The sequence below is a fragment of the Bacteroidota bacterium genome (assembly GCA_020161395.1).
In the GTDB taxonomy this organism is placed as follows: domain Bacteria; phylum Bacteroidota; class Ignavibacteria; order Ignavibacteriales; family Ignavibacteriaceae; genus UTCHB3.
In genome coordinates this window covers 353,058-378,553 of the sequence record JAIUOE010000001.1, presented here as the reverse complement: position 1 = coordinate 378,553, position 25,496 = coordinate 353,058, and the positions used below count along the sequence as shown (strand labels likewise).

Below are 25,496 nucleotides of genomic sequence, written 5' to 3'. Positions count from 1 at the left end.
TTGCATCATTAAAAAAACTACTTTAAATAACAAAAATACGATTTAATAAAAGGCTATTAAAATGAAAAAATATTTGCTGCTTTCATTTGCACTTTTTTCATTCACACTTCTGCCACAGTTTCAATTACAATGGACTTCTTCGGGGCTTCCCTACTCAAAGCTTTCGGGTTGGATGAACTTTGAGAAACAGGGAGACAACTGGTTAAAAAGAATTTATACCATAGACAGCACACGGTTCGATATAATGCAAACCGGCTTTTCAACCACTGTGCAGTACTCATACATTTTTAGCAATCCCGAGAGACTTGCAGGGGCACAGTTGTATTCACTCCAGCAGGATTTGAACGGGAATAACTTTGTAGATGCATACATTCTCGCTTACAACGGAGTTTCCACCAATTACAGACAGTCCTTTAAAATAGTCGATCTGGCATCAGGTGATGTGCTCATGGAAAAGAATGACCCGAACTACTATTACAACTATCCCAGTGTTGCAGACATAAACAACGACGGCTTGCTCGAGTTGATAGTTGTAAAGTATGAATATCCTCTTTTTGCCAATTTTTTCTATGAAATCTATTCAACGGGAGCAACCGGAGTTGGTGCCGACGGAAAAATGGAATACGGTTTCAAATTGATGCAAAACTATCCAAACCCCTTTAATCCCGAGACAAAAATAGAATTCAGCCTCGAAAAGGCATCACCCGTTTCGCTCGTGGTTTATGATTTGAACGGAGCCAAAGTAAAAACATTGCTCCAAAATGAAATGCCTGCAGGTCTGCAGAGTGTTCATTGGGACGGTTCAAACGATTCCGGCATACGGGTGCCTACCGGCGTTTACATGTACACACTCACGACGGGCAACACTTCCCAAACAAAAAAAATGATCATTCTTAAATAGGAGAAATATATATGCGTCAGTTTGAAGTGCCCGGATATGCGGCTGTAAGTGATACAGGTTTTGTGTTCCTTGGAAATACCGGTGAAACCTTTAATATGAATGAGATTGCGAAAGAGATATATGAAATGATCCACCGGAACCACAATACCGATGAGATATTCACCTACATTCTTCAAAATTATGAAGTTGACAAACAAACCTTTGAAAGGGATTTCGAAGATTACATTAATCGATTATTATCTTTTGGACTTGTAAAAGAGATATGAAAATAGCAGTAACCGGCTTAAACGCCACAGATAATCCCGGTCCCGGCATTCCGGTAATGCGAAGCCTGCAGGAAGCCGGTATTCCCGACCTTAAGTTAATAGGCTTCATCTACGATTCCCTTGAACCGGGAATTTATATGGACAATGCTGCAGACAAGTGCTACCAGATTCCATATCCTTCATCCGGATTGGATGCTCTTTACGACAGGATAGCTTATATCCACAGTATCGAAAAAATCGATATGATAATCCCCACACTCGACAGTGAGCTCTACGGATTTGTAAAACTCGAACCGAGACTGAACGCACTCGGCATCAGGACATTTCTGCCAACTGTGGAGCAGCTCAACATAAGAGGGAAAGACAAGTTGTTCGGTTTTTGCAAAGCCAACGGTATTGCGGTGCCAAAAAACACCCTCGCAACAACGATACAGGACCTCTACTCGATCCCCTCCGAGTTCAGCTATCCGGTGGTGATAAAGGGAATATTCTACGAGGCTTACATTGCAAACAATTTTGAAGAGGCAACCGCCCACTTCAAAAAACTTGCGAATAAATGGGGCTATCCGATTATCATTCAGGAGTTTGTAAAAGGTTCTGAATATAATGTGGTTGCTCTCGGTGACGGTGAAGGCGGAATGACCGGAGCGGTGCCGATGAAAAAACTCTATATTACCGACAAAGGAAAGGGATGGTCAGGAGTTACGATCACCGAGCCGGCACTTCTTGAAATTTCGAGGAAAGTAATCTCGAAAATCAAATGGAAGAGTGGCATGGAACTCGAGTTTATGAAATCAGAAACAACGGGAGAATATTATCTCCTTGAAATTAACCCGAGATTCCCTGCATGGGTTTATCTTGCACCCGGAGCGGGTCAGAACCTTCCCGGTGCCATGGTTAGAATGGCAAACGGTGAGAAGGTTACCCCTTTCACAAATTACACAGTAGGCAAAATGTTTGTAAGATGCTCTTGGGACCTGCTCGCAGATGTCTCCAGACTTGCTCAAATTTCCACCTTAGGAGTTATTTAAAATGGCAGATAAAAAAAGATACGAACGCCCCGTAGTGCTGAAACAGTTTTCGGGATTTATGAATAAATTTGGTTCAAGACCCGTAAACACACCAAAAACAAATATTGATGGGGTTGCTGTAAGCGAGCTCACAACAAAATACGGCTCTCCTCTTTTCGTTATCTCTGAAAGGAAAATCAGGGAAAATCAAAAAAAGGCAAACAGAATTTTTAAAACCCGCTACCCAAAAGTGCAGTTCGCCTGGTCATACAAAACAAACTACCTGAATGCAGTCTGCTCCGTCTTCCACCAGGAAGGCTCATGGGCGGAAGTGGTGTCAGGATTTGAATATGACAAAGCACGCCGTCTTGGTGTGAAAGGGGAACGAATCCTCTTCAACGGTCCTGATAAGGACAAAGTATCACTCAAAAGAGCCATTAACGAAGGTGCAAAGATACATATCGACCACTTTGACGAGCTTTATGACATAATTGAGCTTGCAGAGGAAACGGGGAAAAAAGCCCAGGTGGCTATCAGGGTAAACATGGATACCGGAATTTATCCAAAGTGGGACAGATTCGGCTTTAACTATGAGAACGGCGAAGCAAAACAGGCTCTTCGGAGAATTATTACATCCTCCGGATTGAATCTTGTCGGTCTGCACACCCACATCGGCACCTATATGATGAGCGCTGACGCTTACAAAATTGCAGGCGATAAAATGGTTGAACTTGCTTCCTGGCTCAAAAAGGAATACAACCATCTTCTCGACTACATCGATCTTGGTGGTGGATTCCCCTCGAACAACACACTGAACGGCCAGTATCTTCCCGCAGAACAGATTTTGCCTTCGATCGAGCAGTTTGCAGATGCAATCACCACTTCCCTGTTGGAGCTCCCTTATGCAAAAGATGAATTGCCGATGCTCGTTCTTGAAACGGGCAGAGCCCTGATTGACGACACAGCACATCTTCTCTCCACTGTTCTTGCCATGAAACGGCTTTCAGACGGCAGAAGAGCCATGATCATTGATGCAGGTGTGAATCTCCTCTTCACACGATTCTGGTATAAACATCAGATTACTCCCGCTCAGGACAGTGGAATGATGACCGAGGATACTGCCATCTACGGACCCCTTTGTATGAATATCGACTGCATTGCGGAGAGCATTACACTTCCTGTAATGAAAAAAGGTGATCAACTGGTTATAGATTATGTCGGTGCATACGATATGACCCAATGGATGCAGTTTATCCAGATGAGACCGAATGTGGTCATGATCATGGAAGATAAAACAGTCGAACTGATCAGAGAAGCAGAGACGATTGACTATTTGATGACAAACGAAAGAATCCCTGAAAAACTTAAGAACTTCAAACTGTAAAGGTTTTCTGTGCAATTCTTTCTGAATTCAGTTTTCTTCAGCTACAGCCAGATTCTGTTTTCCAACAGGAGGTGGCTGGGGGCTGTTGTGCTCATGGCAACTTTCGCATCCCCCAAAATCGCTCTTATGTCGCTCCTTGGGGTGATTCTGAGCAATTATACTGCTTACCTGCTCCGGTTTGAACCGGCAAAGATAGAATCGGGATTCTACGGGTTCAACGGAATTCTCTTCGGGGCAGCAACCGTATTCTATTACGAACTTACCCCTTTGTTCCTTCTCCTCATTCCGCTATTCGTGGTTATTTCGTTTCTTATATCTGCTGTACTCGAGAATCATCTTGCGGTTACTTTTAATCTGCCGGGGCTAAGTCTCCCTTTTGTGATTACGGTTTTTATTTATATCATATTTCTGGGGAATTATTCAGACATTCAACTCGCTCAAAACGGGACGGATGCCAATTATTTCCCGTTTTTACCTCTTTTGGTGAAAAATTATTTCAAGTCGCTTGCCCTGATTTACTTTCAACCGAACATCATTACCGGTGTGATCATTGCACTGGCGATTCTTGCTTTCTCCAGGGCTTTGTTCGTTCTCAGTATCACCTCCTTTTTCCTCTCCGGTCTGGTGCTTCAGTTGCTCCTTCCGGGACAGTCTGAAAGTCTTGCAATAATTGTCGGATTTAACGCCATTATTACCTCTTTTGCCCTTGGCGGAAGTCTCGTCCTCCCCTCGGGGAAGAGTTTTATGCTGACTCTTTTTGCGACTGCGGTGATCGTTCTTATGACAGGTTTTTTCTCGATTCTCCTGACAGGTTACGGATTGCCTGTGCTTGTGCTCCCCTTTAATTTTGTAACACTTGCCACCATCTACAGTCTGAAATTCAGAAAAGACCAGACTGATCTTGTGTTGCTCTACTTCAAACCGGGTTCACCTGAAGAGAATCTCTATTACCATCAGAACAGAAAAGCAAGATTCGACAATTTTAAGCTTTTCTTCCCTGAACTCCCAGTTTGGGGTGAGTGGACCGTCTCTCAGGCGTTCGCTGGTGAATATACCCACAAGGACAAATGGAGATATGCATGGGATTTCATTCTCACAGAGGACGGCAAGCAGTATGAGAACGAGGGCGATGTGGTGGAAGACTATTTTTGCTACGGACTTCCGGTATGTGCCCCCTTGCACGGCAAGGTTGTAAAAGTGGTTGACGGAATTCCTGATAATGTAATTGGTGAATCGAACATTGCAAAAAACTGGGGAAACACCATTGTAATCGACCACAGCGAAGGCCTTTATTCAGCCCTCTCACACCTTAAACCGGGGTCGATAAAAGTGGAGGAAGGTCAAATCGTCGATAAAGGGGATATAATCGCTGCATGTGGAAACAGCGGAAGATCACCCTATCCGCACCTTCACTTTCAGTTCCAGATTGATGACACCATCGGAGGACACACGCACAAGTTCCCGTTCGCATTTTATCTCGAAAAAAGTGAAGGGGAGCTGGCTCTGAAATCATTCGATTATCCGAAGGTTAATTCCATGGTTCAGAATCTGGAAAAGCACAAAACCCTCGCAAAAGCCTTTGATTTCAGATTTGGTGAAACTTTTAAATTTGAATTTCACCATAAAGGTGAGACAAAGGTTGAGGAATGGAAAATCGGGATTGACATCACCAGTACCAAATTTATTGAATCATCTGCCGGTGCGGTTGCTTATATTTACACATCGGGAAAAGTTTTCTATTTTAGCAGTTTCTCGGGTAACCGCGACTCTGCGCTCTACTGGTTCTATCTTGCTGCCATGCAGGCGCCGTTAAGTTATCACGAAGGATTGATCTGGGAAGATTCCTACAGCATTTCCGAACTCCCTGTCGGTTTTGTCCGCTTCCTTTCCGAGTTTTTTATCTTTTTTGGTACTTATATCCATTCCAAAGGAAATTTCAAATATCACAAAAATGAAGATGAAAAAGAGATGAGGCTAAAGGGTGAAATATCACTTGCGGGTAATTTCCTTTTTGCCTGGTTTAACCGTCATTACAAAACAGAGGTGGTGATTAATGATGACGGGCAGATCGAGTCTTTCAGTTTCGATCAGCAGGGGAAAGATATGATTTTTGTCAAAAGTATTATAAATGAGGATGAAGATAAATGAAAAAATTCGCTGCTCTCAGCATCACGGCAATTGTTATTGTTATCGGTTTCTTTGCCGTCGATATTGCATCTCAGGTAAACAAAGACCTGACCTGGGCTTTCAACCAGTCGATAGACCTCGAAAAAGAGGGGAAAATAAAGGAGGCGATTGCTGTTCTCGACGAATTTTATGCCGCAAATAAATCCAGTTATCTCCTGAATCTCCGGTTGGGATACTTGAATTATTATGACTCGGCTTTCACAAAATCAACCGCTTACTACGAAACAGCCGTAAAACTAAAACCCGCAAGCATAGAAGCCAGGCTTGGTCTCAGACTGCCTTATGCAAAGAACAACGAGTGGGCAAAAGTTGAAGAACTTTACAACCAGATAATTAAACTTGACCCCAACAACAAGGAAGCGAATCTTCGTCTTGGACAGATTTATTACTACAAGGGCCTCACCAAATTCAACGAATCATTCGTAAAAGCCAAACCTGACTGGGAGAAGTCGAAAGCATATCTCGAAAAAGTGCTGAATCCCTGGCCAAGCGACTACGAAGCCGGGCTTGCCTATGGATATACAATGTTTGCCCTCGGCTACAACGACAAAGCAAGAGAAAGCTTTAACAATGTGCTTTTAGTCAGCAAGGGAGACACACTCGCCATAAAAGGGTTGAGACTTATTAAATGAGAAAAATTCTGTTACTGGTCATTCTCATTTCCACGGGGGTAATGGCGGATTCTTTGCAGGTTTACTCCTCAGTTTTCGGCAGTTACGGCACCTATTCAGATGGCACCAATTCAAAAAGCGGTTCCGTTTTTCTTACAACAGGTCTTAACTACAGGCACCACCTCACCATCGGGTATGATTATCTTTACAAAGATGGCGGCATATGGGGATATAAACAACAGTTCGGAACTGCGGGAGTCACGCTGAATTTCGATCCCTTTTATGCAAAATTCTCGTACGGACATATCAACGGGAAATATGACGATACTACCGGCTATATATCGTACGATTACCTGAATATTTACAGTGCTGAAGTTCTGTTAAGAGAAAAATCTTTTTATTTCGGAGCCGGCATCAACCATATGTACCTGAACGGTTTTGAGAAAAGGAATATTAATCAGGTGACTGCAAGGGTTGACTATTACGGCGGATACACATGGTACCTCTCCGTCAGACCGGTTTATACGATGCTGACAACCGATAATTCCGTTTCGAGCATGGGGAGTAAAAACAAGAGAAATCTCCTGTCGGTTGCGTTAAAATTCAATTATCTCCTTACTCCCGGATGGGTTGGCAAACTCGGCGGTTCTTTCGGGAAGAGGGCTTACTACTATGACAACGACCTCTACACCATTTACAATCAGGATGAAAATCAGGAAATGATGCTCTCGGCGGGAATAGACTGGTATGCCACCTGGCGAACCGTTATAAATATCAGTTATCAGTATAATAAATTTGATGGTTACGATGTAAATTATTTAATTGCAGGTGTAAAAATAAGCTGGTAGCCAAATCAAAATTTTAGTAACAGGTGCCGGTGGTTTTCTCGGGCAAAGGCTTGTACCTTTGCTTGCAGGAGAACACCAGGTACACTCCCTTTTTCACAGCACTCCTTATCAAAACCCTGACTGCGATTTTACCATTGCAGACATCAGGAATGAATACGCCCTTTTGGCACTTTTCAAGAAATTCCAACCGGAACTTGTGGTTCATCTTGCGGGAATAACAGCAGTCTCCCACGCTCTTGCAATCACCGAAGAGGATGTGAAGGCGATAAATGTAACCGCTTCAGGCACACTCGCACGACTCGCAAAAGAGTATTCGGCAAAGATTATCTACACCTCAACCGATCTGGTTTATTCGGGAGATGAGGGCGGTATGGTGAAAGAAGAGGGAAGGCTAAATCCACTCTCTCTTTATGCCTCAGCAAAACTGGAAGGGGAAAGGGCAGTAATTGATAACACCGAAGATTTCCTGATTCTCCGTGTTGCACTGATGTACGGATTTTCAAAAGGGAAGCTCAAGGCATTTTTTCAGGAAGCTTACAATAAAGTGAAGTCAGGGCTGGAAGTGGTGCTGTTTCATGACCAGTTCAGATCGTCACTCTCGGTAATAGACGGCGCAAGAATGCTTTCTGATCTTGTGAATGAAGAAATCGAAGAGAAATTTCTCAACTTTGGGGCGCCTGAAAGGACATCAAGGGCTGATCTTTTTAGCCGTTTTGCCAAAAAGGCGGGGCTGGATGGAAGATTTCTCGTTTTCAAATCTCTCGATGATTTTCCGAACCTTCCCCGTGTGGTGGATGTTTCTTTGGATATATCAAGGCTTCTGTCTCTGGGTATTACCCCTTTGCCGGTTGATGATTCAATAGATGAAATCGTGAAAGAATTACCTTAGCCGCTCTCCGCATTCACGAGTCAGAATAAAACTTTTTGCTGTTCCCATATTTGATACTTAAAAGGAAATTAAATGAATCCACATGATCAGTTGCTCGGAGCCCACACTTCAATTCAGGGTGGAGTGAACGCTGCCATACCTCTCGCAGAAAATCTCGGATTTACTGCAATGCAGATTTTCACAAAAAACAACAACAGATGGGTCGCTCCGCCACTAAAACCGGAAGATGCCGAGGTTTTTAAGTCGGGAATCTCAAAAAGCAGCATCAAATTTGTGATGGCACACGATTCCTATCTGATCAATCTCGGTGCCCCTGCCGATGAAATGTTTAATAAATCGGTGGACGCCATGGTCGATGAACTCGAAAGATGTGAAATGCTCGGTATCCCGCAGCTCAATTTCCATCCGGGTGCACACCTCGGTGAGGGTGAGGACTTCGGCGTAAAAAGAATTGCCTCTGCTCTGGATATTATCCACGACCGGACACCCGGCTTCAAAGTTAAAAGCATGATCGAACTGACTGCGGGACAGGGGACTGCCATCGGATATAAATTTGAACACGCCCGTGATATCATTGCTCTCGTTAAGGAACAGGACAGAATGTCGGTTTGCATCGATACCGCACACATCTTCGCTGCAGGCTACGACATAAAAGATCCCGCAAACTATGAAGCTGTAATCGCAGAATTCGACAGAATCATCGGACTCGACCGCCTGCAGGCTTTCCACTTCAACGACAGCAAAAAACCCCTCGGCAGCAGGGTCGACCGCCACGAAAACATCGGCGACGGGTTCATCGGTCTCGAAGGCTTCCGTAATCTGCTGAATGATAAAAGACTGCTCCACATCCCCAAAATCCTCGAAACCCCAAAAGGGAAAGAACAGTTGGAAGACCTGGAAAACCTCGCCAGACTCAGAAGTTTGATTGAAGGCTGAAGGGGACGCAGATACACGCAGGTTTGACGGATTTTCGCAGAGGGGATAATTTGATTTCGGAAAAGGAGCGACAATCGTCTCGATTGTCCTGCCGACCAGAGATACTTTTGTGGCGAAAGATATTTTATATCAAAAAATAATACCTGCTACCTAAAACCTGATACCTAAGAACAATCTACATCGGGCTTTTTCCATCCTCAGGTAGTGCTGCATAAGGATTGAAATGTGCAAGGTTTTCAAACTTGGTATATTCGTGTAAAAATTTCAATTTCACATCTCCCACGGGACCGTTTCTGTGTTTGGCGATGATCACTTCCGCAATCCCTTTCAGAGAGTTACCATCGCTGTCCACTTCCTTGCCGTAATATTCGGGTCTGTGGATAAACATTACCACATCCGCATCCTGTTCAATCGAACCCGATTCACGAAGATCGGAGAGCATCGGCTTTTTATCGACTCTTTTTTCCGATTCACGGTTTAACTGGGAGAGCGCAATAATGGGAATGTCGAGGTCTTTTGCCAGTCCTTTAAGAGAGCGGGAGATCATCGAAATTTCCCGTTCGCGGCTTTCGGTGTCTGTGTGTCCCTGCATGAGCTGGAGATAATCGATCACAATAAGTTTAATTCCGTATTCAGCCTTCAACCTTCTCGATTTCGCTCTAATTTCAAGCACTGTTTGACCCGGCATGTCATCAATATACATGGGAGCGTCAGCGAGTTTGGCACCATATCTTGCAAGTCTGGAACTCTCTTCCGCACTCATTCTTCCCTTTCTGATCGCCTGACCTGAAATTTTTGCTTCACCGCAGATCAAACGGGTAACAAGCTGAGTTGTCGCCATCTCAAGTGAGAATACTGCCACGGGTAGTTTGAAATCAACAGCCGCATTTCTTGCAAATGAGAGGGCGAGAGCGGTTTTTCCCATCGAGGGTCTTGCCGCAAGGATGATGAGATCGGAATTCTGGAAGCCACCGAGCATTTCATCAAGATCGTAGAATCCTGTTGGCACGCCCACAACTCCGGCAGCATTTCGGGTATGGACAATCTCGATATATTCCATCGTCTGCGTAACAGCCCGCTTCATGTCGATGTAGGTTTTCCTCGACCGTGTTTCAGATATTTGAAAAATCCTGGATTCTGCATCGTCAAGAATTTTAAGTGCCGTATCTTCCGCCTGATATGCCTTGCCTGCAATTCCGTGTGAAACTGAAATAAGGTCGCGGAGAATCTTCTTCTCAACAAGAATTTTGAGATGATATTCGACATTTGCAGCGGATGAAATATTGTTTCCGAGTTCAGAGAGATAACCGAGACCACCCACATCTTCAAGTTTTTTAAGCCTCATCAATTCGTTAAAAACGGTGGAGACATCCACCGGTTCCCGCTCGTTGTAGAGGGAAATCATTGCGGTGAATATCATCTGGTGTGCGGGTTTGTAAAATGCATCCTTGTCGATAACAGCAACCGCTTTGTTTATCGATTCAGGGTCGATCAGAAGTGCACCCAAAACAAATTGCTCAATCTCGATCGAATGCGGAGGTCTCAATGTTGCCGGCATAAATCCGGCAATATTTAAAGCATTCTCTTTAATCTCTTGCTTGCTCATTTCTCTCAAAAAAATAAAAAATCAGGAATGGAAAGATAGAGATAATGCAATAATGCAGTAATGCAATAATCCAATAATTATTCAACCATCAGTTTTTGATTGTAAGTGAACTTTTTTACAGGATATTACTGCATTATTGGATTATTGCATTATTGGATTAATCAGCATCCCCCTATCACTCTTGTGGATTTCTTCTTCGGAGCGGCGCTTTTCTTGGCGTTCTGGATGAGAACGGGAAGTTCTTTTACTGCTCTGGTGCGAAATCTGTGGGTGTCTTTTTCCTGACGGGTGACGGGTTCGGATTTTGGAGCGTATTCAAGGATTTCCTTTTTGAATGCGTCGAGACCGCCTTCGAGGATCGAGAAGTTTTTGTATCCCAGTTCATCGGCAATAAATGCTGCTTTCTTTTCATCGGCTTCGGTGTTGGCGATGAAGAGGATTTTTTTCTCTTTGAGAGCGAGAATTTTGAATGCATCCTTGCCGAAGAGTTCTTCAAATGTCATGTTTACGGAGCCGGGCAGGCTGAACTGACCGAACATTTTTGCGGGACGAAGGTCGATTATCTGAAGTTTTTTGTCGTTGTCGAGCAACCTGAAGGCGAGTTCATCCACTGATACGGTGTTTATTTTTTCGGAGGTGGCGGCTGTCGCTGCATCTGCGAGAAGCTCTGTCCTTCTTTCCGGCATGAATAAGGTAATAATTCCGAGAACAAATAGGGTGAGTCCAAGTCCGAGATAGAGTTTTTTAGGCTGCAGTTCGGGATTCTCAGATTTATTCACTTTCTTTTCGACCCATGTTGTGAACCAGAAAGCGCCCACCGCCATTGCAGTCATGCCGAATGCAAAGATGCCCTGAGATATTCCCAGTGTATCAAACATGGTTACATTTCCCCAGTTTTCGGCTTTGTACAGCTCTTCAAACCAGGGGTATCCCTCGGCAAAAAAGAGTACACCAAAGGCACCGCCGACCACAAAGATCATTGCATCAATTTTACCGATTGCGGCAGCGCAAACACTCGTGCCGGGGCAAAAACCTCCGATAACAAATCCGAGTCCCATGATGAGTCCGCCAACAATCGCTGACCAAAGAAAAGTCGGATTAACATAGATAAGGCTAAGGTCGAGGAGTCCGTAATGTCCAAGGATGACAACTCCAATCATCGCTGTAATGCCGGCGGTAAAAAAGACACGCAAGACGGTAAAATCGTATCCATAAAACAAGCCTACCAGCTTCTTGGAAGTCGAGAAGCCCGCCTGTTCGAGGATATATCCAAAGGCGATGCCAATAAGGATTGCGACAACAAAATTCAGTTCATTTCCGATAAAATCGGGTACTAAAGGTCCCATTATTTACCTCCTTCCACAAGCCACAATTTCCTGAAGAACCATGCAAAGGCATAAGCAGCTCCAAAAATTGCGAACATTGTTATCAGCCCGCCTGTTGACATAACCGCCATACCGCTAAGTGCGGAACCACTGGTGCAGCCTCTTCCGAGTTGTGAGCCCAGTCCGAAGAGTGCCCCGCCAATAAATGCGGTAATCACCCTCGTTTTGGTGGTAACGGTCGGGATTTTTTCAAGAGTAAAATTTAGCCGGTTGGATACAAGCCCCGAAATAAAGGCACCGACAATTACTCCAAGCACTTCGAAAACGAGCCAGTTTTTTAAAGGGTTGTTCTCGTGTTCATCGAGATATTCCTTATAGAATTTCGATTCCTGAGCATGTGTGGGTGCCACACTGCTTACAGTTGCGACCACTCCGCTCTTGACTGCACCACTTGCACCCAGACCCCTTCCGGTCACAAAAATTGTTACGAGCAACAGCAGACCAAGGAAAAAGCCTGCAAGATAGGGATTCATATATTTTGTTTCGTTCATGTCAAACCTCAATTCTCAATTTTTACGGCTGAATCTTCGACAGGCTCAACCTCTTTTTTTCTGTTTTCTTCCCCGGCTTCGTCATCAAGTTCTTCATACCCGGTAATCATTGCTTTCAGATTTGTAGTCGGTTTATGACCCGTGGTAATCAGATAAAGGTGAACCACAATAAAAGCGATCAGAGCGAAAGCTCCGGCTGTATGGAAGAGGGCGATTGGCTCAATGGTGTCGATGTTCAATCCGACAATCGTCCCTTTTTGCGGGTAACGGTAGAACATATAGAGCAGCCCTGAAGCCACCATGACAGGAATGACGAGAAGTTTAAGTCCCAGATAAACCAGTCGCTGGAGTGGATTCAGTTTGCTGAGAACCGTTTTCTTTGTAGGATGCGGTGCATTTTTGAAAATACCGGTCAGATAGAAATTGATCTGTGCCTTCATGTTTGTGAAGGTGGGGAGATACTGTTTCCACTCACCTGTAGAGAAATGCCAGAAAATAGCGAAGACAATAAGGATTATGAAAGCATAAGCTGCAATGTTGTGGTATTCTACCGCATTTTGATACCCGAAGAACTTGAATGATCCATGCACCTCAAATCCTGTTGCTGCGAGGAAAAATATGAGGAAAGCCTGAGTCCAGTGCCAGAATCTTTCGAATGATCTGTAGATATAAACCTGTTTTTTCATTTTGAGCCTTCCTTTCTCTGTTTACGGTTCGAGAATATTCTCAGGGAGCCGTGAGCAAAGATACCGAGGATGCTCAGGAAAATAATCCATTTACCGGCTGTGTCGATCACGGGTGAATGGTCTCTGGCAGGCATGTAAAAGTCGTTCAACCCGGCGAGTCTGCTCTCATTGCGGCTGTGGCACTCTGAGCACGAAACCGTCTTCTCTTTAGTGGAAACCATGTGATTAACGGGCCATGTCATCTCGGTTCTTATAAATGAGAGCTGACCGCTGAATGGCAAGCCCACTTCCTCCATTCCAATCCTCGAGGCGCGCACCCAGTCAAAATCTTTCCAGAGAGCTCCTTCACCTTTTTTGTCGGCGAAAAGTTTAGGCTGGATCAGCATTTTATTGACAGGATCATATGGTTGTCTTGCCTTGTGAATTTTAACGGGGGTAATTTTCGACTCGGGATCGGAATAGGAGCCGTTAAGTGTGTTTACCTGAAGCGGTTTTGTTGTGTCGGATACTGTATCTCCTATCAAATAGTGGTCGGCAGTACCGTTAAACCAGACATAATCAGGCTTTACATTGGTTCCCCAGGTGAAGCTGCCTTTAATTGAAAGGTAAGTGTGGTTTCCGTCTTTATCGTCAATTTCAAAAGGTTTGCCGTCTTTTAGCTTGCCTGCTGTCGACCAGTCCCACTCCATTTTTGTAGCGTTTACTTTGGCATAGACAGGGATGTGGCAGGTCTGGCATGCAACTTTCAGGGTGTGTTCGTTTAGAATTGCGGCTTCATGCGGGTTCTCAGTATGGCACTGTTCGCATGTTGATCTGTCACGGTTCATCGAAGAAAGTGAATAAACCTTTCCCTTCATCAGGTGGTTCTGTGAGGTGTGACAATCGACGCACGACATGTTGGCACCATCGGTACCCATGTGAACATCGATATCTTTTGAACCGTCAAACATAGCTTTATCGAGGTCGCCATGTTTTACATTGTTTCCTCCACCGCCAAAGAAATGGCATACTCCACAGTTCGTTCTTTTGGGTTGACCCACACTTTGAGCCACCTTGTTCAGATCAAGTTTTGGATCGGGGGCTCCACCCATTTCAGAACCTTTTGCGTAGGTCTCCGAATTGTCATGGCAGATAAGGCAATCGATGTTTGTGGAATCCGTGTACCCCTTCAGTGCATCCGTCATGCCAAATCCGATATGGCATTTTGCACAACTTTGTTCGTTCCCTTCGACACCGATACAGAAGTTGTTTATCGCATTGTGTTTTCCGATGTGAATGATACCGCGACCCCTCACATACTCTTCCCGCTCCCAGTTCCAGTGACTCGATTTCATCACCTCTTTATGTCTTTCGGTGTGGCATGAAATGCAGGCTTCAGTTATTTCCTGAGGGCGGTTGAATTTCTTTTGAAGTACTGCAAACTTTGAGTGATCCACCGACGGGACATGCTTCTTGGAGTATTTTTCCTTCAGTTTGACAGTCATGTCCTGTGCCACTTCCTTGGGACGAAGGAAAAGTATCACACTCACGATTGTCAGAAAAAACACCAGCAGAATTATGACTATTTTTTTCATTTTGAGTATCTTGTTCTAATTCAGAATTTAAAATTACTTTATACCCTAAAATAAATTTCTTCTGAATTACAAACAAGAAAAAATGTCAATATTTATAAAATAGTTTCGTATAATAATGTAATTCGATAATTATTCCAAATTATTGTAATAATCCAAAACCGGGTCGGCACCACCCGTCCAAAGGTGCATTCCGAAGGCGTCACCTTGAGACCGGGATTACAAAACTGTTCTTCCCCGGTTAATTCAAAAAGGTTGCTGCTTTCGAAAAAACCCGGTCGAAACACTCTTCAACCTCATTTTCTGTTTTTAAGAGGAGGGGGAATGGATTCTCATGTGTATAATTGTAACCCGGATCGATCAGTTCGAATCTGATTTTTTTAGGGTGATCCGAAATCAAAGCCTCTTGAATCGATGCGGCAGGAATGACTGTATCCTTCGCCATACCCATGGCAAATACCCTGTCTCTGATTTTTGCAAGATAGCGTTTTCTGACGGGAAGGTTTTCATCGTGTCCGAGCATTGCCTTGAACAAAAATGCCTCCTCCGATTCCGAACCGAAGAGGGACCGGAGCCTGTCGTCCACAGTAAGGTTTTGTTCAAATTTATGGACATAAAAATTTTGTATGGCATCGGCAGCTTCACTGTCGAGGATATATTTATTGACGGGTGCCATTTTGTTCAGGGTTGTCCCGCCGCAAAAAAGTACACATCTCGAATTGTTGAAAAGCCCGTAGGGATTACTCATCATTAAAATCTCAGATATAAACGCCCCGATTGAGTAACCAAAGAAATCGACTGTTGTGCCTTTTGCAAGTCCGCTGACTAATCCTTCTCTAATTTCTGTTGCAAGGGATATTATATCTCGAATAGTCTGAATACCTGAATAGACGAATCTTTGTGGAACGAATTGAAGTCGTGTGGAAATGGCGGCATTTACCGGACTTGAGAGTGCAACTCCCGGAAGCAGATTTTTTCGTTCGCTCGAAATCTCGTTCATCAGACGGAAGTTGGACCAGTTTTTTGGAGCCCTGTTCATGTGGAAGGCATTGGGAAAGAGTATCACAGGTTTCCCTGTCTTTTTCAGCAGGGACGATGCCCATGTCAGGTATTTTTCCCAGCCTCTTTCATTGAGTCCGTGCAAAAGAATTATGGCGGAACCGGCATTTGCAGATTTTGAATCCGACAGGATCGAATAACGAAATCGGTTGTTTTCCTCTACTTCACTGTCAGGAACATCGAGCATTTTGAGGAGGTAACGGTCGGAAAACTGATTCTGCGACAGATAATATTTCATAAGAGCCTTCACCAAAGGATTGATTTCAGAATATTCATCACCCTCGGGATAAAGACCTGTTATATCACTGTTGAACTCAAGATTGGAGATTTTAATATCAAGTTCGTCGACGGTCAGCGAATCATAATCCAGCGAATATTTCTCTTTGATGACAGGGTACAATTTTGAGTATCTCATGGTGTTTTCCCTTTTGATCCTGCTGCTCTTTTTGAATTTCTTTGCTTCAATGCGACTATCTCTTTTCTTTTTTTGCGTAAAATGTCCTCCCAGCGGGTAATGCCTTCTTTGAAGAGTTCCATTTTTGCAAAAAGTCCATCGACAGCGGAAAGCAGGTCTTCAAGTTGTTCCTCTGCTTCTTCAAAGGGACGGGATTCGAGATTTTGATTCAAGCCAAGAAAAACCTTGAATTTGTCAGCCACCCTTTTTATCTCCTCAAGTGAGTAACCGAACAACTGCAGATCCTTTATGAGATTGCAAATGAAAATATAATTGGGGGCATACAGTCTGTATCCTCCTTCACTTCGCATCTCGGGCTCTATTATTCCCATCTCCTCCCAGTGTTTAATTGTTCTGGGGCTCACTTTTACATTTTCAGCGAGTTGACCAACGGTCAGAAAAGTGACATTCAGTCCGTATCTCTCGCTGTCAACGGGCAATTTGGGAAGCCCGACTTTCTTGATGATCTTTTTGATCGCCTCGATACCATAGCCGACATCGTGCAGTTTTTTAAGGTGGCGGCATCTTTCAAGCTGATAGAGGAAATAGAGTTCAGTGCCGTCGTCGGAGATACCGGAATGCTTTACAAGCTCTTCTTTTTCCCACTCTGCCAGAATTCTTTTCGAGATGTCGAGCTTTTCAGCAAGCTCGTCCCGGGTAAAAATTTCATCCAAACATGTACCTATGCGTATAGTTAATAAAAAAGATGACAGTGAACGAATACTAATATACAGTTTAAAAGTTAAAAACAAAATTTAAAATGAATTTTGACTCATAAATGATGTTTTTTATCGATTTTATAGAATTTTACTATTGGGTATCTTTGCAGTTTCCCGTTCAAAAATTTGAAAAATCACCAAACAGACATGAAGGAATCCACAGTTCCCGGAATTAACCATGGAAATTACCGTAAAGACAAGGAGAAAAGATGCGGTTTCTTTATCTGATCCTGACCTTTATTCTTTGGCAAAACATTTTCTGCCAGTACAGACCTGTTTTCATCGGAGTTGAGCAGGGTCTGTCGTCGTCTGCTGTCAGATCAATTCAACAGGACCCGGCAGGTTTCCTGTGGATTGCGACCTGGGACGGTCTTTACCGGTATGACGGACACGAATTCAGAAACTTCAATCACTCTCCCGGTGACAAAAATTCCCTCTCCAACAACAACCTTGTGAATGTTGCAATTGACGGTAATGACAGACCCTGGGTTACTGCGGTGAGTGGTGAAATCAATCTTCTGGACAGGAGGACAAATAAATTTTCGTTGCTCAGGGACAGCAAAGGGAAGCCTCTTACCGCTGTTTACAACGGGTTCCCTGTTAAATTCGATCGTGACCACATGGTCTTCCTTTCTCCGGACGGGATAATTCTGACCCGGATTTCCGATCTCAATTCTGTAAAGCCGGTGGAGGTAAGGAATAATGAGCCAAAGTCTCAAAAGGCTGAAGTGGCGGCTGTTTTTTATTCCGGAAAAGACCTTCTTCTAGTGGACAGGTTACAAAGGGTAACAAGAGTATCGGCGGGTTTCGATGTGGTTATGATTTCTGAAATGAAAGACGGCGCAATGCTGCTTCTCTCGAAATATGGAGAATTGCACGAATACAATGTTCTCAAGGGAGAGTTTAAGAAAGTGGTCAGACTGTTGAATGTAGCCTCTCCGGCATCCTTTGACGGGTACAAACTTCACATCGATGGCAAGGGTGTGATCAGAATTGCCACTTCGGAAGGATTTTTCAGTCTGGATAAAGAAAGGAGGGTTTCCAGAGAGCTTATACCGGGAGAAAATGAAGAGAAAATAAAGATTGACGGGCGTGTTTATACCATCTCGGAAGATTACGCGGGCAATATCTGGACGGGTACCCACTCAGGATTGATCAAGTTGGAGAAACGGGGTGGCAGGTTTATGAATTACCCCGGGGATGGTAATTCAGGAATCAACCCGCAGGCTGACCGGATAACTTCAATGATTGAGCTACCCGGTTCCAAAATCCTGACAGGTACCACCGGTGGACTTTACACACTGGACCTGAAAACAGGGAAATTCACTAAAAATCAAAATTTACCTGACGGTTTTGAGAATGTGCCGGTGTACCGGTTGTTCAGAGACAGTAAGGAGGATATTTGGGCTGGTACCAAAAAGGGACTGCTGAAACTGCGGTTTACAGGTGACTACTTGAGTTCATCCACAATTCTTTTCAAGTCAAATCCGTCGGTCGATGAGTGGATCAACAAAATTATTTCAATAACCGGAGACACAGAAGGACATCTCTGGATCGGGAGTACCCACGGGATAATCAGATACAGCCCAGTTTCAGGCGACTACAAAATATTCAATTACCATGCTGACTTTGGACAGGAGGGAGACACCTACATCCTTTCACTGTCCCATGACAATGGATATCTTTGGGCGGGTACAAATTCCGAAGGGTTGCTCAGAATAAATACCCGGGACATGACCCACACCCGCTACAGCACACAGGCACCCAGCCCTCTCAAGCTGAACAATGACAAGATAATGGCGATTCATAAAGACATAAATGGAAACATCTGGTTAGCCACAATGGGGGGTGGTGTGAATATCCTTGGGGCTGACCTGAAATCTGTAAGAACAATTACGACCGCCGGCGGGCTCGCCAATAACACAATTTACGGGATTCTCGAAGACTCTTCAGGCAACATTTGGGTTTCGTCAAACAATGGAATCTCCAAAATAAACCCCCTTACTCTCAAATCAAGAAATTACACAAAAAGTGACGGACTGGCTTCAAGCGGTTTCAATCAGAATTCATATTTAATGGGAAGTGACGGGAAATTCTATTTTGGCGGGACAGATGGCATCACCGTATTCAATCCCGGGGAGATGATTCCCGACACTCTAAAACCAAAGGTGGCATTGACCGATTTCAGAATATTTAATAAACCTTCTCTTGACCGAATAATCAACGGTGAAGTGGAGTTAAATTATGACGAGAACTTCTTTTCTTTTGAAATGGCGGCACTGAATTTTGAGAATCCCGCTTACAACGGATATATGTGGAAACTTGAAGGCCTGACGGATGAGTGGGTGAGTTCAGGAAACAGGAGGACAGTTGATCTCTCAAACATTCCTCCCGGCAAGTACAGGTTAAAAGTAAAAGCTTCAAACCGGGAAGGGGTGTGGAGCGAGGAAACCCTTCTTGCAAAGATTGTTGTAGTCCCGCCGTTCTGGAAAACAGTCTGGTTTACGGTTCTCGCATCAATCATTGCACTTTCGATTGCCGTATCGATTCCGGTCTCGATCGTCAGAAGAAAAATGAGAAAAAAGATTGAAACTCTGGAGAAGCAGAATCTGATAATGGAGGAGAGGGCAAAGACACGCGACAGAATCGCCCGTGATCTTCATGACGATCTCGCTTCCACTGTTAGCAGTGCCGGGCTCTACATTCAGTCGGCAAACGGCATACTGGGAGAGAATAAAGAGGCAGCAAAAACAATGATCGGGAAGTCGGCTTCTCTTATTCAGGAGGCAGAGCAGGCAATGAGGGATATTGTATGGTCGGTTTCTCCCGAGAACGATTCGGTCGATAATCTTGTGCTTAGAATAAGGTTGCTGGCGGGTGAATTGTGTGAGGCAGCCGGAATAAGATTCGAATTTTCAAAAATGGGCAACACATCCATGATACTGCAGGACGAAATCAGACGAAACATGTACCTGTCAGTAAAAGAGGCAGTGATCAATTCAGTAAAACACTCGGGGGCTGACCTCATCTCGATTTCGATCAGTGGTGAGGCAACCGGTATTTCGATTGTAATTTGTGACAACGGCAGGGGTTTCAGGATGGAGTCGCAGGCTGAAAAACTCGGCGGAAACGGTATTAAAAATATCCGAAAGCGGTGTGAAGAGATCGGTGCGGAAGTAAAAATTTCAACCGGGGAGGGAAAAGGCACTATAATCGAGATCCATCGGGAGATGAAGAAATGACCCGTTTGGACTATTTCATCAACGGCAAAATTTCACGATTTTAGCACATGGAAAAGCACGAAATAAAAATCGCCATAGTCGAAGACCACCGTGACTTCCGCGAAGGATTAGTGAGTTTTCTCGGTTTTTCACCCGGCTTCAGGTGTGTTGCTGCATTTCCCTCTGTCGAAAGTGCACTTGAGTCGCCGACAGGGTTTGAAGTGGTGCTGCTGGATATTAACCTCCCCGGGAAATCGGGTATCGAGGCAATTCCACTTCTGAAAGACCTGAATCCCGACCTGAAAATAATCATGATGACGATTTTCGACGATTCCGAAAACATATTTAATGCAATGCAGGCAGGAGCCGATGGATATCTTCTGAAAAATACCCCACCGGGCAGGATAATATCGTCTATAGAAGAAGTGGTATCAGGTGGTGCCCCGATGTCACCTTACATCGCACGGAAGGTTGTGGATTTCTTCAAAACGGGAAGTCCTGCAAACAATGATTATAAACTGACCCAAAGAGAGAATGAAATTCTTGTCTGTCTGGTTGACGGCACGGATTCTCATACGATAGCGAACAATCTTTTCATCAGTTACGAAACTGTGAGGAACCACCTCCGTAACATTTACGGCAAACTTCAGGTCACCTCCAAAGCTCAGGCAGTTGCAAAAGCATTGCGGGAAAACCTTGTAAAATGACGCATTTGCGTTATTGACCCTGATGTGGGCCCACCTTAAATTGCGATTAAACAATTAACAATTTAAGGTAATCGAAATGATAAAAATTCTATTTAATATAACGCTGCTCGGCTTCTTTATTACCCTCACTGTTTCAGCCCAATGGACAGCGGTCTCTTCACCTGTTTCTGATATGAAATTCGTAAAGGTGCAGTTCCTCGACGACTCAAATGGATGGATCGCTGCTGAATCAAAAGTGCTTCGTACCTCTGACGCAGGCAATACATGGAGTCAGGCAAACACCAATATTAACGATACCAGGGGATTTTATGCAATCTCAACCACTACCGCCTGGATTTGCGGCACCTTCGGAAAGATAAGTAAGACAACAGACGGCGGGACTACATGGGTTGCCCAGACCACCGGGGCACCAAACCTCTCGAGCATTGACGCCGTATTTTTCCATGATCAAAATAACGGTTGGGCTGCCGGAACTGACGGACTCTTGTTGAAGACCACCAACGGAGGAACGAACTGGCAGACAGTACCCACGAATGTAACTTCGGGTTTTGAATCAATTAAATTTTATAACAGCAATATCGGCTGGATTGGTGGTGGTTCCAAATTCTTAAGGACGACAGATGGTGGCACAACCTGGACACAGGTAAACCATTTTGCAGAGGTTCGCGACATCCATTTTCTTGATGCCAATACAGGATTTGTCTCGGATACCTGGGGACAGGACAATCTCGTTCATAAAACCACCGACGGGGGTGCAACCTGGCAAGCCACAACCACAATTACAACGGGGCCCTACTACTTCCATGGCGTTCATTTTACCGATGTTAACACGGGTTATGTTGTTGGCAGAACGATGTTTTTTCTCGGTAATCATGGAATTTACAAGACAACAGATGGTGGCACAACCTGGACTGCTCAGACAACAAACCCTGTACCGATGTTTGAAAACTTCCGATCGGTTATGTTCACTCCAAACGGAACCGGCTGGGCAGTTGGCGATAAAAGCGCGATCTACAAATTATCGGGCACAACTTCGGTAGAGGAAGAAAACGGAATCCCGGTTGATTTTGCTCTGAATCAGAACTTCCCCAATCCCTTCAACCCCTCGACAACCTTTTCATTTACTCTGCAGAGTGACGGTCAAACCGAACTGGTGCTCTACAACATGCAGGGAGAAAAGATCGCCACACTCATCTCTGAGTACCTCACAGCAGGAAATCACTCCAGAATTGTCGATTTTACCAAAATGGGTCTCAGTTCCGGAGTTTATCTGTACAGACTGAACTATACGGGCGCTGACGGCAAAAACATTTCAGCTTCAAAAAAACTTACACTTCTAAAATAACGACCGGCGTTTTTGGGTTGTTCCGGCAGACTGCTCTCACGGGGGTCTGCCGGTTTCCATTTAAATCAATTTTATTCCCATCCATATATTGGGTATTTTTACGGTTTGAATTTTTGAAAAAAGAGAAACCATGGAAATACTTAAATCGAAGAAAAAAATAATTCTTGAATATATACTGATTGCTTTTGGTGCTTTTGTGATGGCACTCGGAATCAGCATCTTCCTTATAGATGCAAAGGTGGTGCCGGGTGGAGTCAGCGGACTTTCGATGGCGCTTTACTATTTTACGAACGGGGCATTGCCAGTTGGTGTGGCTATCTGGATATTGAATGTGCCGCTTTACATATGGGGACTGAAAGAACTTGGAAAATCGTTCGGAATCAGGACTTTTTATGGATTTACACTAAACTCATTCTTTATCGATCTGTTACGGGGCGATTTCCCCGGAGTCCCGTTTATCAGACTTCAGGATACGCAAACAGTGAAGGATCTGCTCCAAAACGACTTCCTCTTTCTGATACTAATCGGTTCAGTTCTTCTTGGAACGGGGCTCGGGATAATCTTTAAGTTTGGAGGAACAACAGCGGGATCTGATATAGTGGCTGCAATTCTGAAAAAGAAATACGGAATCAAGCCCGGAACCGCCATCATAATGATCGACATTTTTGTGATACTTCTTGCGGGGTTTATCATCGACCAGAAGGGTCTCAGTCCCGAAAAACCTGCTCTTTCTCTCACACTTTATGCAATTTTTCTTCTGTTCGTTTCGTCACAGTTGATCGATTTTATCATCGACGGGTTTGATTATGCAAAAGCCGCTTTGATAATAACCGATAAACACAATGAAGTGGGTGAAGCGATAATGAATGAACTGAGCCGTGGCGCAACAGCTCTAAAGTCGAGGGGTCTCTACAGAAATGTGGATCGGGAAGTCATTTATACCGTGGTAACAAACAAGGAATTGCCCGTCCTGACCGAAATAGTGCATAAAGTCGATCCAACGGCATTTATGATTATCAATAATGTACATGAGATTCTCGGAGATGGCTTCAGGAGGAGGATTTAGGAAACTACAAGTTCACATTCGCCGACCGGCAATGTAAAGTAGAACGAACTGCCTTTGCCGGGGGTGCTTTCTATCCAGATTTCGCCCCCGTTCTTCTCGACGAATTCCTTGCATAGGATCAAGCCCAGACCTGTCCCTTTTTCGTTGTCGGTCCCGCGGGTCACGGTTTTTTCATCAAGCCTGAAAATCTTGTCAATCGTCCCGGCGTCGATACCCACTCCTGTATCCGAGACACTAAAGACGATATGAGGCAGTGAATGTGCTGCCGCGGGAACGAAACGGGCATCAAGTGTTATCTTTCCACCTGCGGGTGTGAATTTTATCGCGTTTGAAACCAGATTACGGAAAATGGTACGAACCATGTTTCTGTCTGCAAAAACCGACACAGGTTCAGTAATTTTGTTTTCTAATTTAATTTTCTTTTTCTCTGCGGCGGTGCCGTACAATCCGGTAATCACATCCAATACATCAGTTATCACGACTTTTTCCGGCTGGCAGGGGATGCGGTCGGTTTGTGTTCGTGACCATTCCAGCAGGTTGTCGAGCAGGTCGTAGATGTTTTGTGTACTGGCAAAAATCTGTGTGAGCAGTTTCTTCTTCTCAGAATCATCGATCTCCTCAAATTCATCCAGAATGACTTCCAAAAAACCGAGTATTCCCTGAAATGGACTTCTAAGATCGTGAGCAATGATTGAGAAGAACTTATTTTTGGTTCTGTTGTTGTCTTCGAGTTTTTTTGAATAACCTAGAATCTCGTTTAGCTGGTTTATCTCCGTGGTTATATCCCGGATTATGAAACCGATATAATACTCGTCATCATCCAGTATGACGGGGAATTTCCGTACATCATATACAAAATCCTTGAATTCAAATTGATAGAGCACTACTTCGGAGTCAGGCAGAATTTTATCGTCAAGAGTGCTCAAATGTACATTCAATTCGGGAATGATATTCAAATCACCTGCTGCCGGGAGTTTGTCGAATTTCTGACCCGAGGCAAACTCGGCAAAAACTTTGTTGAACGAAACCGGAGTGCCTCTCGTCGTTTTCAATCCAATCATGTCGACAGAACTGTTCAGGAACTCTGTTATAATGGAGAAATTTTTCTTTCGGGCTTCTTCGGCTATTCCCGCTACCAGTTTCTTAAACCGTCTGCCTGTCAAATACCGGTAAATGAAAAAACCGAGGGAAAATGTTAACAAATACCCGGAAAATAAAACTCCGAAGAGACTCGCAACATGGTTATTCCTGATAAAATAATCATTAGGTTTGACTTCAACCATAAAACTCTTGCCGGCGATTGAGAAATATGAAGTGTAGAGAAGGTCGGGGTCATTCACCACTTCCTCTGCTCCAACCCTTGGAGGGAGATGGTATATTTTCCTCATTTTTCCCGTTGTATCCCCTTCGAAAAGGGTGAAACTTAGTCCTTTCGGTTGCTCGGCAATTGAAAGAGCGCGAACAATTGAATCGATCGGGTAAACAGCCACGAGTACTCCATCGAGCTCGTTCCTGCCCGACTTATTTTTGAATACAGGTGTGAGAATAAGCCGGAAATTGGCAGTGGTATCACTGAAATGTGTCGAAGGTGGTTCGGAGATGTAAAGCGACTGATCGGAGAGGGAACTGTCGATTGAACTTTTAATAAAATTGTCGGTTGAAACATCCCAGTCGATAAAGTGGAGAAACTGAGAATAAGGCTCAATGGTTTTTATAAGGAAATAAGACTTTTTCTTTTCGTTGGAAGTAACAAGGGAATCTTTCTGAAATCTTTTAGGAGCGGCATTTCCAAGTTCATCCTGGTTGAGCATATCCGCCCATGAGATGATCCAAAAGTGATTGTTTTGTATTATGGAAGAGGTATATTTAGTGAATTCCGACTGCGTAATTTTATCACTTGCCTCAAAAAATTTCCTGATATCGTTCAGTTCATCGATGTCAATCAGAAGTTTTTCGGTGATTCTCTCCACCCTGTCACGAGCAGCATCATGGAACCGGGTTGCAAGACTCAAATTGTTGGAGTGATTTATATAGAGGGCAATTGCCGTGGTGATCACCAATCCGGCGAGGACAATAGTCAACGCAGTCCGAAAGCTCGAACGCTTAACTTGCAACAATAATGCAGAATTCTCCGGTTGCGTCATTTTTATTTTC

Annotated in this window: 21 protein-coding genes; 13 read left to right on the top strand and 8 right to left on the bottom strand. The window is 44.1% G+C overall.

Going from position 1 to position 25,496, the window contains the following annotated elements; translation table 11 throughout:
• Positions 1–61 precede the first annotated feature (61 nt).
• The 9 genes from LCH52_01525 to LCH52_01485 all read left to right on the top strand — a co-directional run bounded on the left by LCH52_01525 (position 62) and on the right by LCH52_01485 (position 9,032).
• Positions 62–901: a T9SS type A sorting domain-containing protein gene (locus LCH52_01525; GenBank protein ID MCA0387154.1), complete on the top strand. Its 840-nt coding sequence runs from the start codon at positions 62–64 to the stop codon at positions 899–901.
• Positions 902–912: 11 nt separating this feature from the next.
• Positions 913–1,167: a PqqD family protein gene (locus LCH52_01520; protein ID MCA0387153.1), complete on the top strand. Its 255-nt coding sequence runs from the start codon at positions 913–915 to the stop codon at positions 1,165–1,167.
• The gene (locus LCH52_01515; protein ID MCA0387152.1) at positions 1,164–2,198 is read left to right on the top strand and encodes an ATP-grasp domain-containing protein; all 1,035 of its coding nucleotides are present in this window, start codon (positions 1,164–1,166) and stop codon (positions 2,196–2,198) included. The genes LCH52_01520 and LCH52_01515 overlap by 4 nt, the downstream gene beginning before the upstream one ends.
• Before the next feature lies 1 nt (position 2,199).
• Positions 2,200–3,561 (top strand): alanine racemase, encoded by a 1,362-nt coding sequence (locus LCH52_01510; protein ID MCA0387151.1) that lies wholly within the window; start codon positions 2,200–2,202, stop codon positions 3,559–3,561.
• A gap of 9 nt (positions 3,562–3,570) precedes the next feature.
• Positions 3,571–5,709, top strand: coding sequence for an urea transporter (locus tag LCH52_01505; GenBank protein ID MCA0387150.1), 2,139 nt, complete (start codon positions 3,571–3,573; stop codon positions 5,707–5,709).
• Complete coding sequence (locus LCH52_01500) at positions 5,706–6,380, top strand: hypothetical protein (protein MCA0387149.1); 675 nt, start codon at positions 5,706–5,708, stop codon at positions 6,378–6,380. Before LCH52_01505 ends, LCH52_01500 begins: the two co-directional genes overlap by 4 nt.
• On the top strand, positions 6,377–7,207 hold the full coding sequence (locus LCH52_01495; protein ID MCA0387148.1) for a hypothetical protein: 831 nt from the start codon (positions 6,377–6,379) through the stop codon (positions 7,205–7,207). Before LCH52_01500 ends, LCH52_01495 begins: the two co-directional genes overlap by 4 nt.
• Positions 7,208–7,211: 4 nt before the next feature.
• On the top strand, positions 7,212–8,096 hold the full coding sequence (locus tag LCH52_01490) for an NAD(P)-dependent oxidoreductase (GenBank protein MCA0387147.1): 885 nt from the start codon (positions 7,212–7,214) through the stop codon (positions 8,094–8,096).
• A 72-nt stretch (positions 8,097–8,168) separates the two neighbouring features.
• Positions 8,169–9,032, top strand: coding sequence for a deoxyribonuclease IV (locus tag LCH52_01485; GenBank protein ID MCA0387146.1), 864 nt, complete (start codon positions 8,169–8,171; stop codon positions 9,030–9,032).
• Positions 9,033–9,207: 175 nt separating this feature from the next.
• Here LCH52_01485 and dnaB read toward each other — a convergent pair whose 3' ends face one another.
• From dnaB to LCH52_01450, 7 genes are all read right to left on the bottom strand, one after another.
• On the bottom strand, positions 9,208–10,638 hold the full coding sequence (gene dnaB / locus LCH52_01480; GenBank protein MCA0387145.1) for a replicative DNA helicase: 1,431 nt from the start codon (positions 10,636–10,638) through the stop codon (positions 9,208–9,210).
• A gap of 161 nt (positions 10,639–10,799) precedes the next feature.
• Positions 10,800–11,984, bottom strand: coding sequence for a YeeE/YedE family protein (locus LCH52_01475; GenBank protein ID MCA0387144.1), 1,185 nt, complete (start codon positions 11,982–11,984; stop codon positions 10,800–10,802).
• Positions 11,984–12,514 carry a YeeE/YedE family protein gene (locus tag LCH52_01470; protein MCA0387143.1) on the bottom strand — a complete coding sequence of 177 codons (531 nt, stop codon included), beginning with the start codon at positions 12,512–12,514 and terminating at the stop codon, positions 11,984–11,986. Before LCH52_01470 ends, LCH52_01475 begins: the two co-directional genes overlap by 1 nt.
• Before the next feature lie 8 nt (positions 12,515–12,522).
• Entirely contained in the window at positions 12,523–13,200 is a 678-nt protein-coding gene (locus LCH52_01465; protein ID MCA0387142.1) for a cytochrome b/b6 domain-containing protein, read from the bottom strand.
• Entirely contained in the window at positions 13,197–14,774 is a 1,578-nt protein-coding gene (locus LCH52_01460; protein ID MCA0387141.1) for a tetrathionate reductase family octaheme c-type cytochrome, read from the bottom strand. The genes LCH52_01465 and LCH52_01460 overlap by 4 nt, the downstream gene beginning before the upstream one ends.
• Before the next feature lie 238 nt (positions 14,775–15,012).
• Positions 15,013–16,245: a DUF6051 family protein gene (locus tag LCH52_01455; GenBank protein MCA0387140.1), complete on the bottom strand. Its 1,233-nt coding sequence runs from the start codon at positions 16,243–16,245 to the stop codon at positions 15,013–15,015.
• Complete coding sequence (locus tag LCH52_01450) at positions 16,242–16,958, bottom strand: MerR family transcriptional regulator (protein ID MCA0387139.1); 717 nt, start codon at positions 16,956–16,958, stop codon at positions 16,242–16,244. The genes LCH52_01455 and LCH52_01450 overlap by 4 nt, the downstream gene beginning before the upstream one ends.
• Positions 16,959–17,212: 254 nt before the next feature.
• On the opposite strand from LCH52_01450, the gene LCH52_01445 reads away from it, so the two are divergent.
• The 4 genes from LCH52_01445 (at position 17,213) to LCH52_01430 (ending at position 23,342) form a co-directional block, all read left to right on the top strand.
• Complete coding sequence (locus tag LCH52_01445) at positions 17,213–20,245, top strand: histidine kinase (protein MCA0387138.1); 3,033 nt, start codon at positions 17,213–17,215, stop codon at positions 20,243–20,245.
• 47 nt (positions 20,246–20,292) lie between these two features.
• On the top strand, positions 20,293–20,931 hold the full coding sequence (locus LCH52_01440) for a response regulator transcription factor (protein ID MCA0387137.1): 639 nt from the start codon (positions 20,293–20,295) through the stop codon (positions 20,929–20,931).
• A gap of 76 nt (positions 20,932–21,007) precedes the next feature.
• Complete coding sequence (locus tag LCH52_01435; protein MCA0387136.1) at positions 21,008–22,276, top strand: T9SS type A sorting domain-containing protein; 1,269 nt, start codon at positions 21,008–21,010, stop codon at positions 22,274–22,276.
• Between the two features lie 130 nt (positions 22,277–22,406).
• On the top strand, positions 22,407–23,342 hold the full coding sequence (locus tag LCH52_01430) for a YitT family protein (protein MCA0387135.1): 936 nt from the start codon (positions 22,407–22,409) through the stop codon (positions 23,340–23,342).
• Here LCH52_01430 and LCH52_01425 read toward each other — a convergent pair.
• The gene (locus tag LCH52_01425; protein MCA0387134.1) at positions 23,339–25,423 is read right to left on the bottom strand and encodes a CHASE domain-containing protein; all 2,085 of its coding nucleotides are present in this window, start codon (positions 25,421–25,423) and stop codon (positions 23,339–23,341) included. The two genes, LCH52_01430 and LCH52_01425, sit on opposite strands and share 4 nt — an antisense overlap.
• Positions 25,424–25,496 lie beyond the last annotated feature (73 nt).

Excerpts from the sequence above, each read along its gene's own strand:
- LCH52_01525 (MCA0387154.1), top strand. The coding sequence starts at position 62 with ATGAAAAAATATTTGCTGCTTTCATTTGCACTTTTTTCATTCACACTT.
- LCH52_01520 (MCA0387153.1), top strand. The coding sequence starts at position 913 with ATGCGTCAGTTTGAAGTGCCCGGATATGCGGCTGTAAGTGATACAGGT.
- LCH52_01515 (MCA0387152.1), top strand. The coding sequence starts at position 1,164 with ATGAAAATAGCAGTAACCGGCTTAAACGCCACAGATAATCCCGGTCCC.
- LCH52_01510 (MCA0387151.1), top strand. The coding sequence starts at position 2,200 with ATGGCAGATAAAAAAAGATACGAACGCCCCGTAGTGCTGAAACAGTTT.
- LCH52_01500 (MCA0387149.1), top strand. The coding sequence starts at position 5,706 with ATGAAAAAATTCGCTGCTCTCAGCATCACGGCAATTGTTATTGTTATC.
- LCH52_01495 (MCA0387148.1), top strand. The coding sequence starts at position 6,377 with ATGAGAAAAATTCTGTTACTGGTCATTCTCATTTCCACGGGGGTAATG.
- LCH52_01485 (MCA0387146.1), top strand. The coding sequence starts at position 8,169 with ATGAATCCACATGATCAGTTGCTCGGAGCCCACACTTCAATTCAGGGT.
- dnaB (MCA0387145.1), bottom strand. The coding sequence starts at position 10,638 with ATGAGCAAGCAAGAGATTAAAGAGAATGCTTTAAATATTGCCGGATTT.
- LCH52_01475 (MCA0387144.1), bottom strand. The coding sequence starts at position 11,984 with ATGGGACCTTTAGTACCCGATTTTATCGGAAATGAACTGAATTTTGTT.
- LCH52_01470 (MCA0387143.1), bottom strand. The coding sequence starts at position 12,514 with ATGAACGAAACAAAATATATGAATCCCTATCTTGCAGGCTTTTTCCTT.
- LCH52_01465 (MCA0387142.1), bottom strand. The coding sequence starts at position 13,200 with ATGAAAAAACAGGTTTATATCTACAGATCATTCGAAAGATTCTGGCAC.
- LCH52_01460 (MCA0387141.1), bottom strand. The coding sequence starts at position 14,774 with ATGAAAAAAATAGTCATAATTCTGCTGGTGTTTTTTCTGACAATCGTG.
- LCH52_01455 (MCA0387140.1), bottom strand. The coding sequence starts at position 16,245 with ATGAGATACTCAAAATTGTACCCTGTCATCAAAGAGAAATATTCGCTG.
- LCH52_01445 (MCA0387138.1), top strand. The coding sequence starts at position 17,213 with ATGCGGTTTCTTTATCTGATCCTGACCTTTATTCTTTGGCAAAACATT.
- LCH52_01440 (MCA0387137.1), top strand. The coding sequence starts at position 20,293 with ATGGAAAAGCACGAAATAAAAATCGCCATAGTCGAAGACCACCGTGAC.
- LCH52_01435 (MCA0387136.1), top strand. The coding sequence starts at position 21,008 with ATGATAAAAATTCTATTTAATATAACGCTGCTCGGCTTCTTTATTACC.
- LCH52_01430 (MCA0387135.1), top strand. The coding sequence starts at position 22,407 with ATGGAAATACTTAAATCGAAGAAAAAAATAATTCTTGAATATATACTG.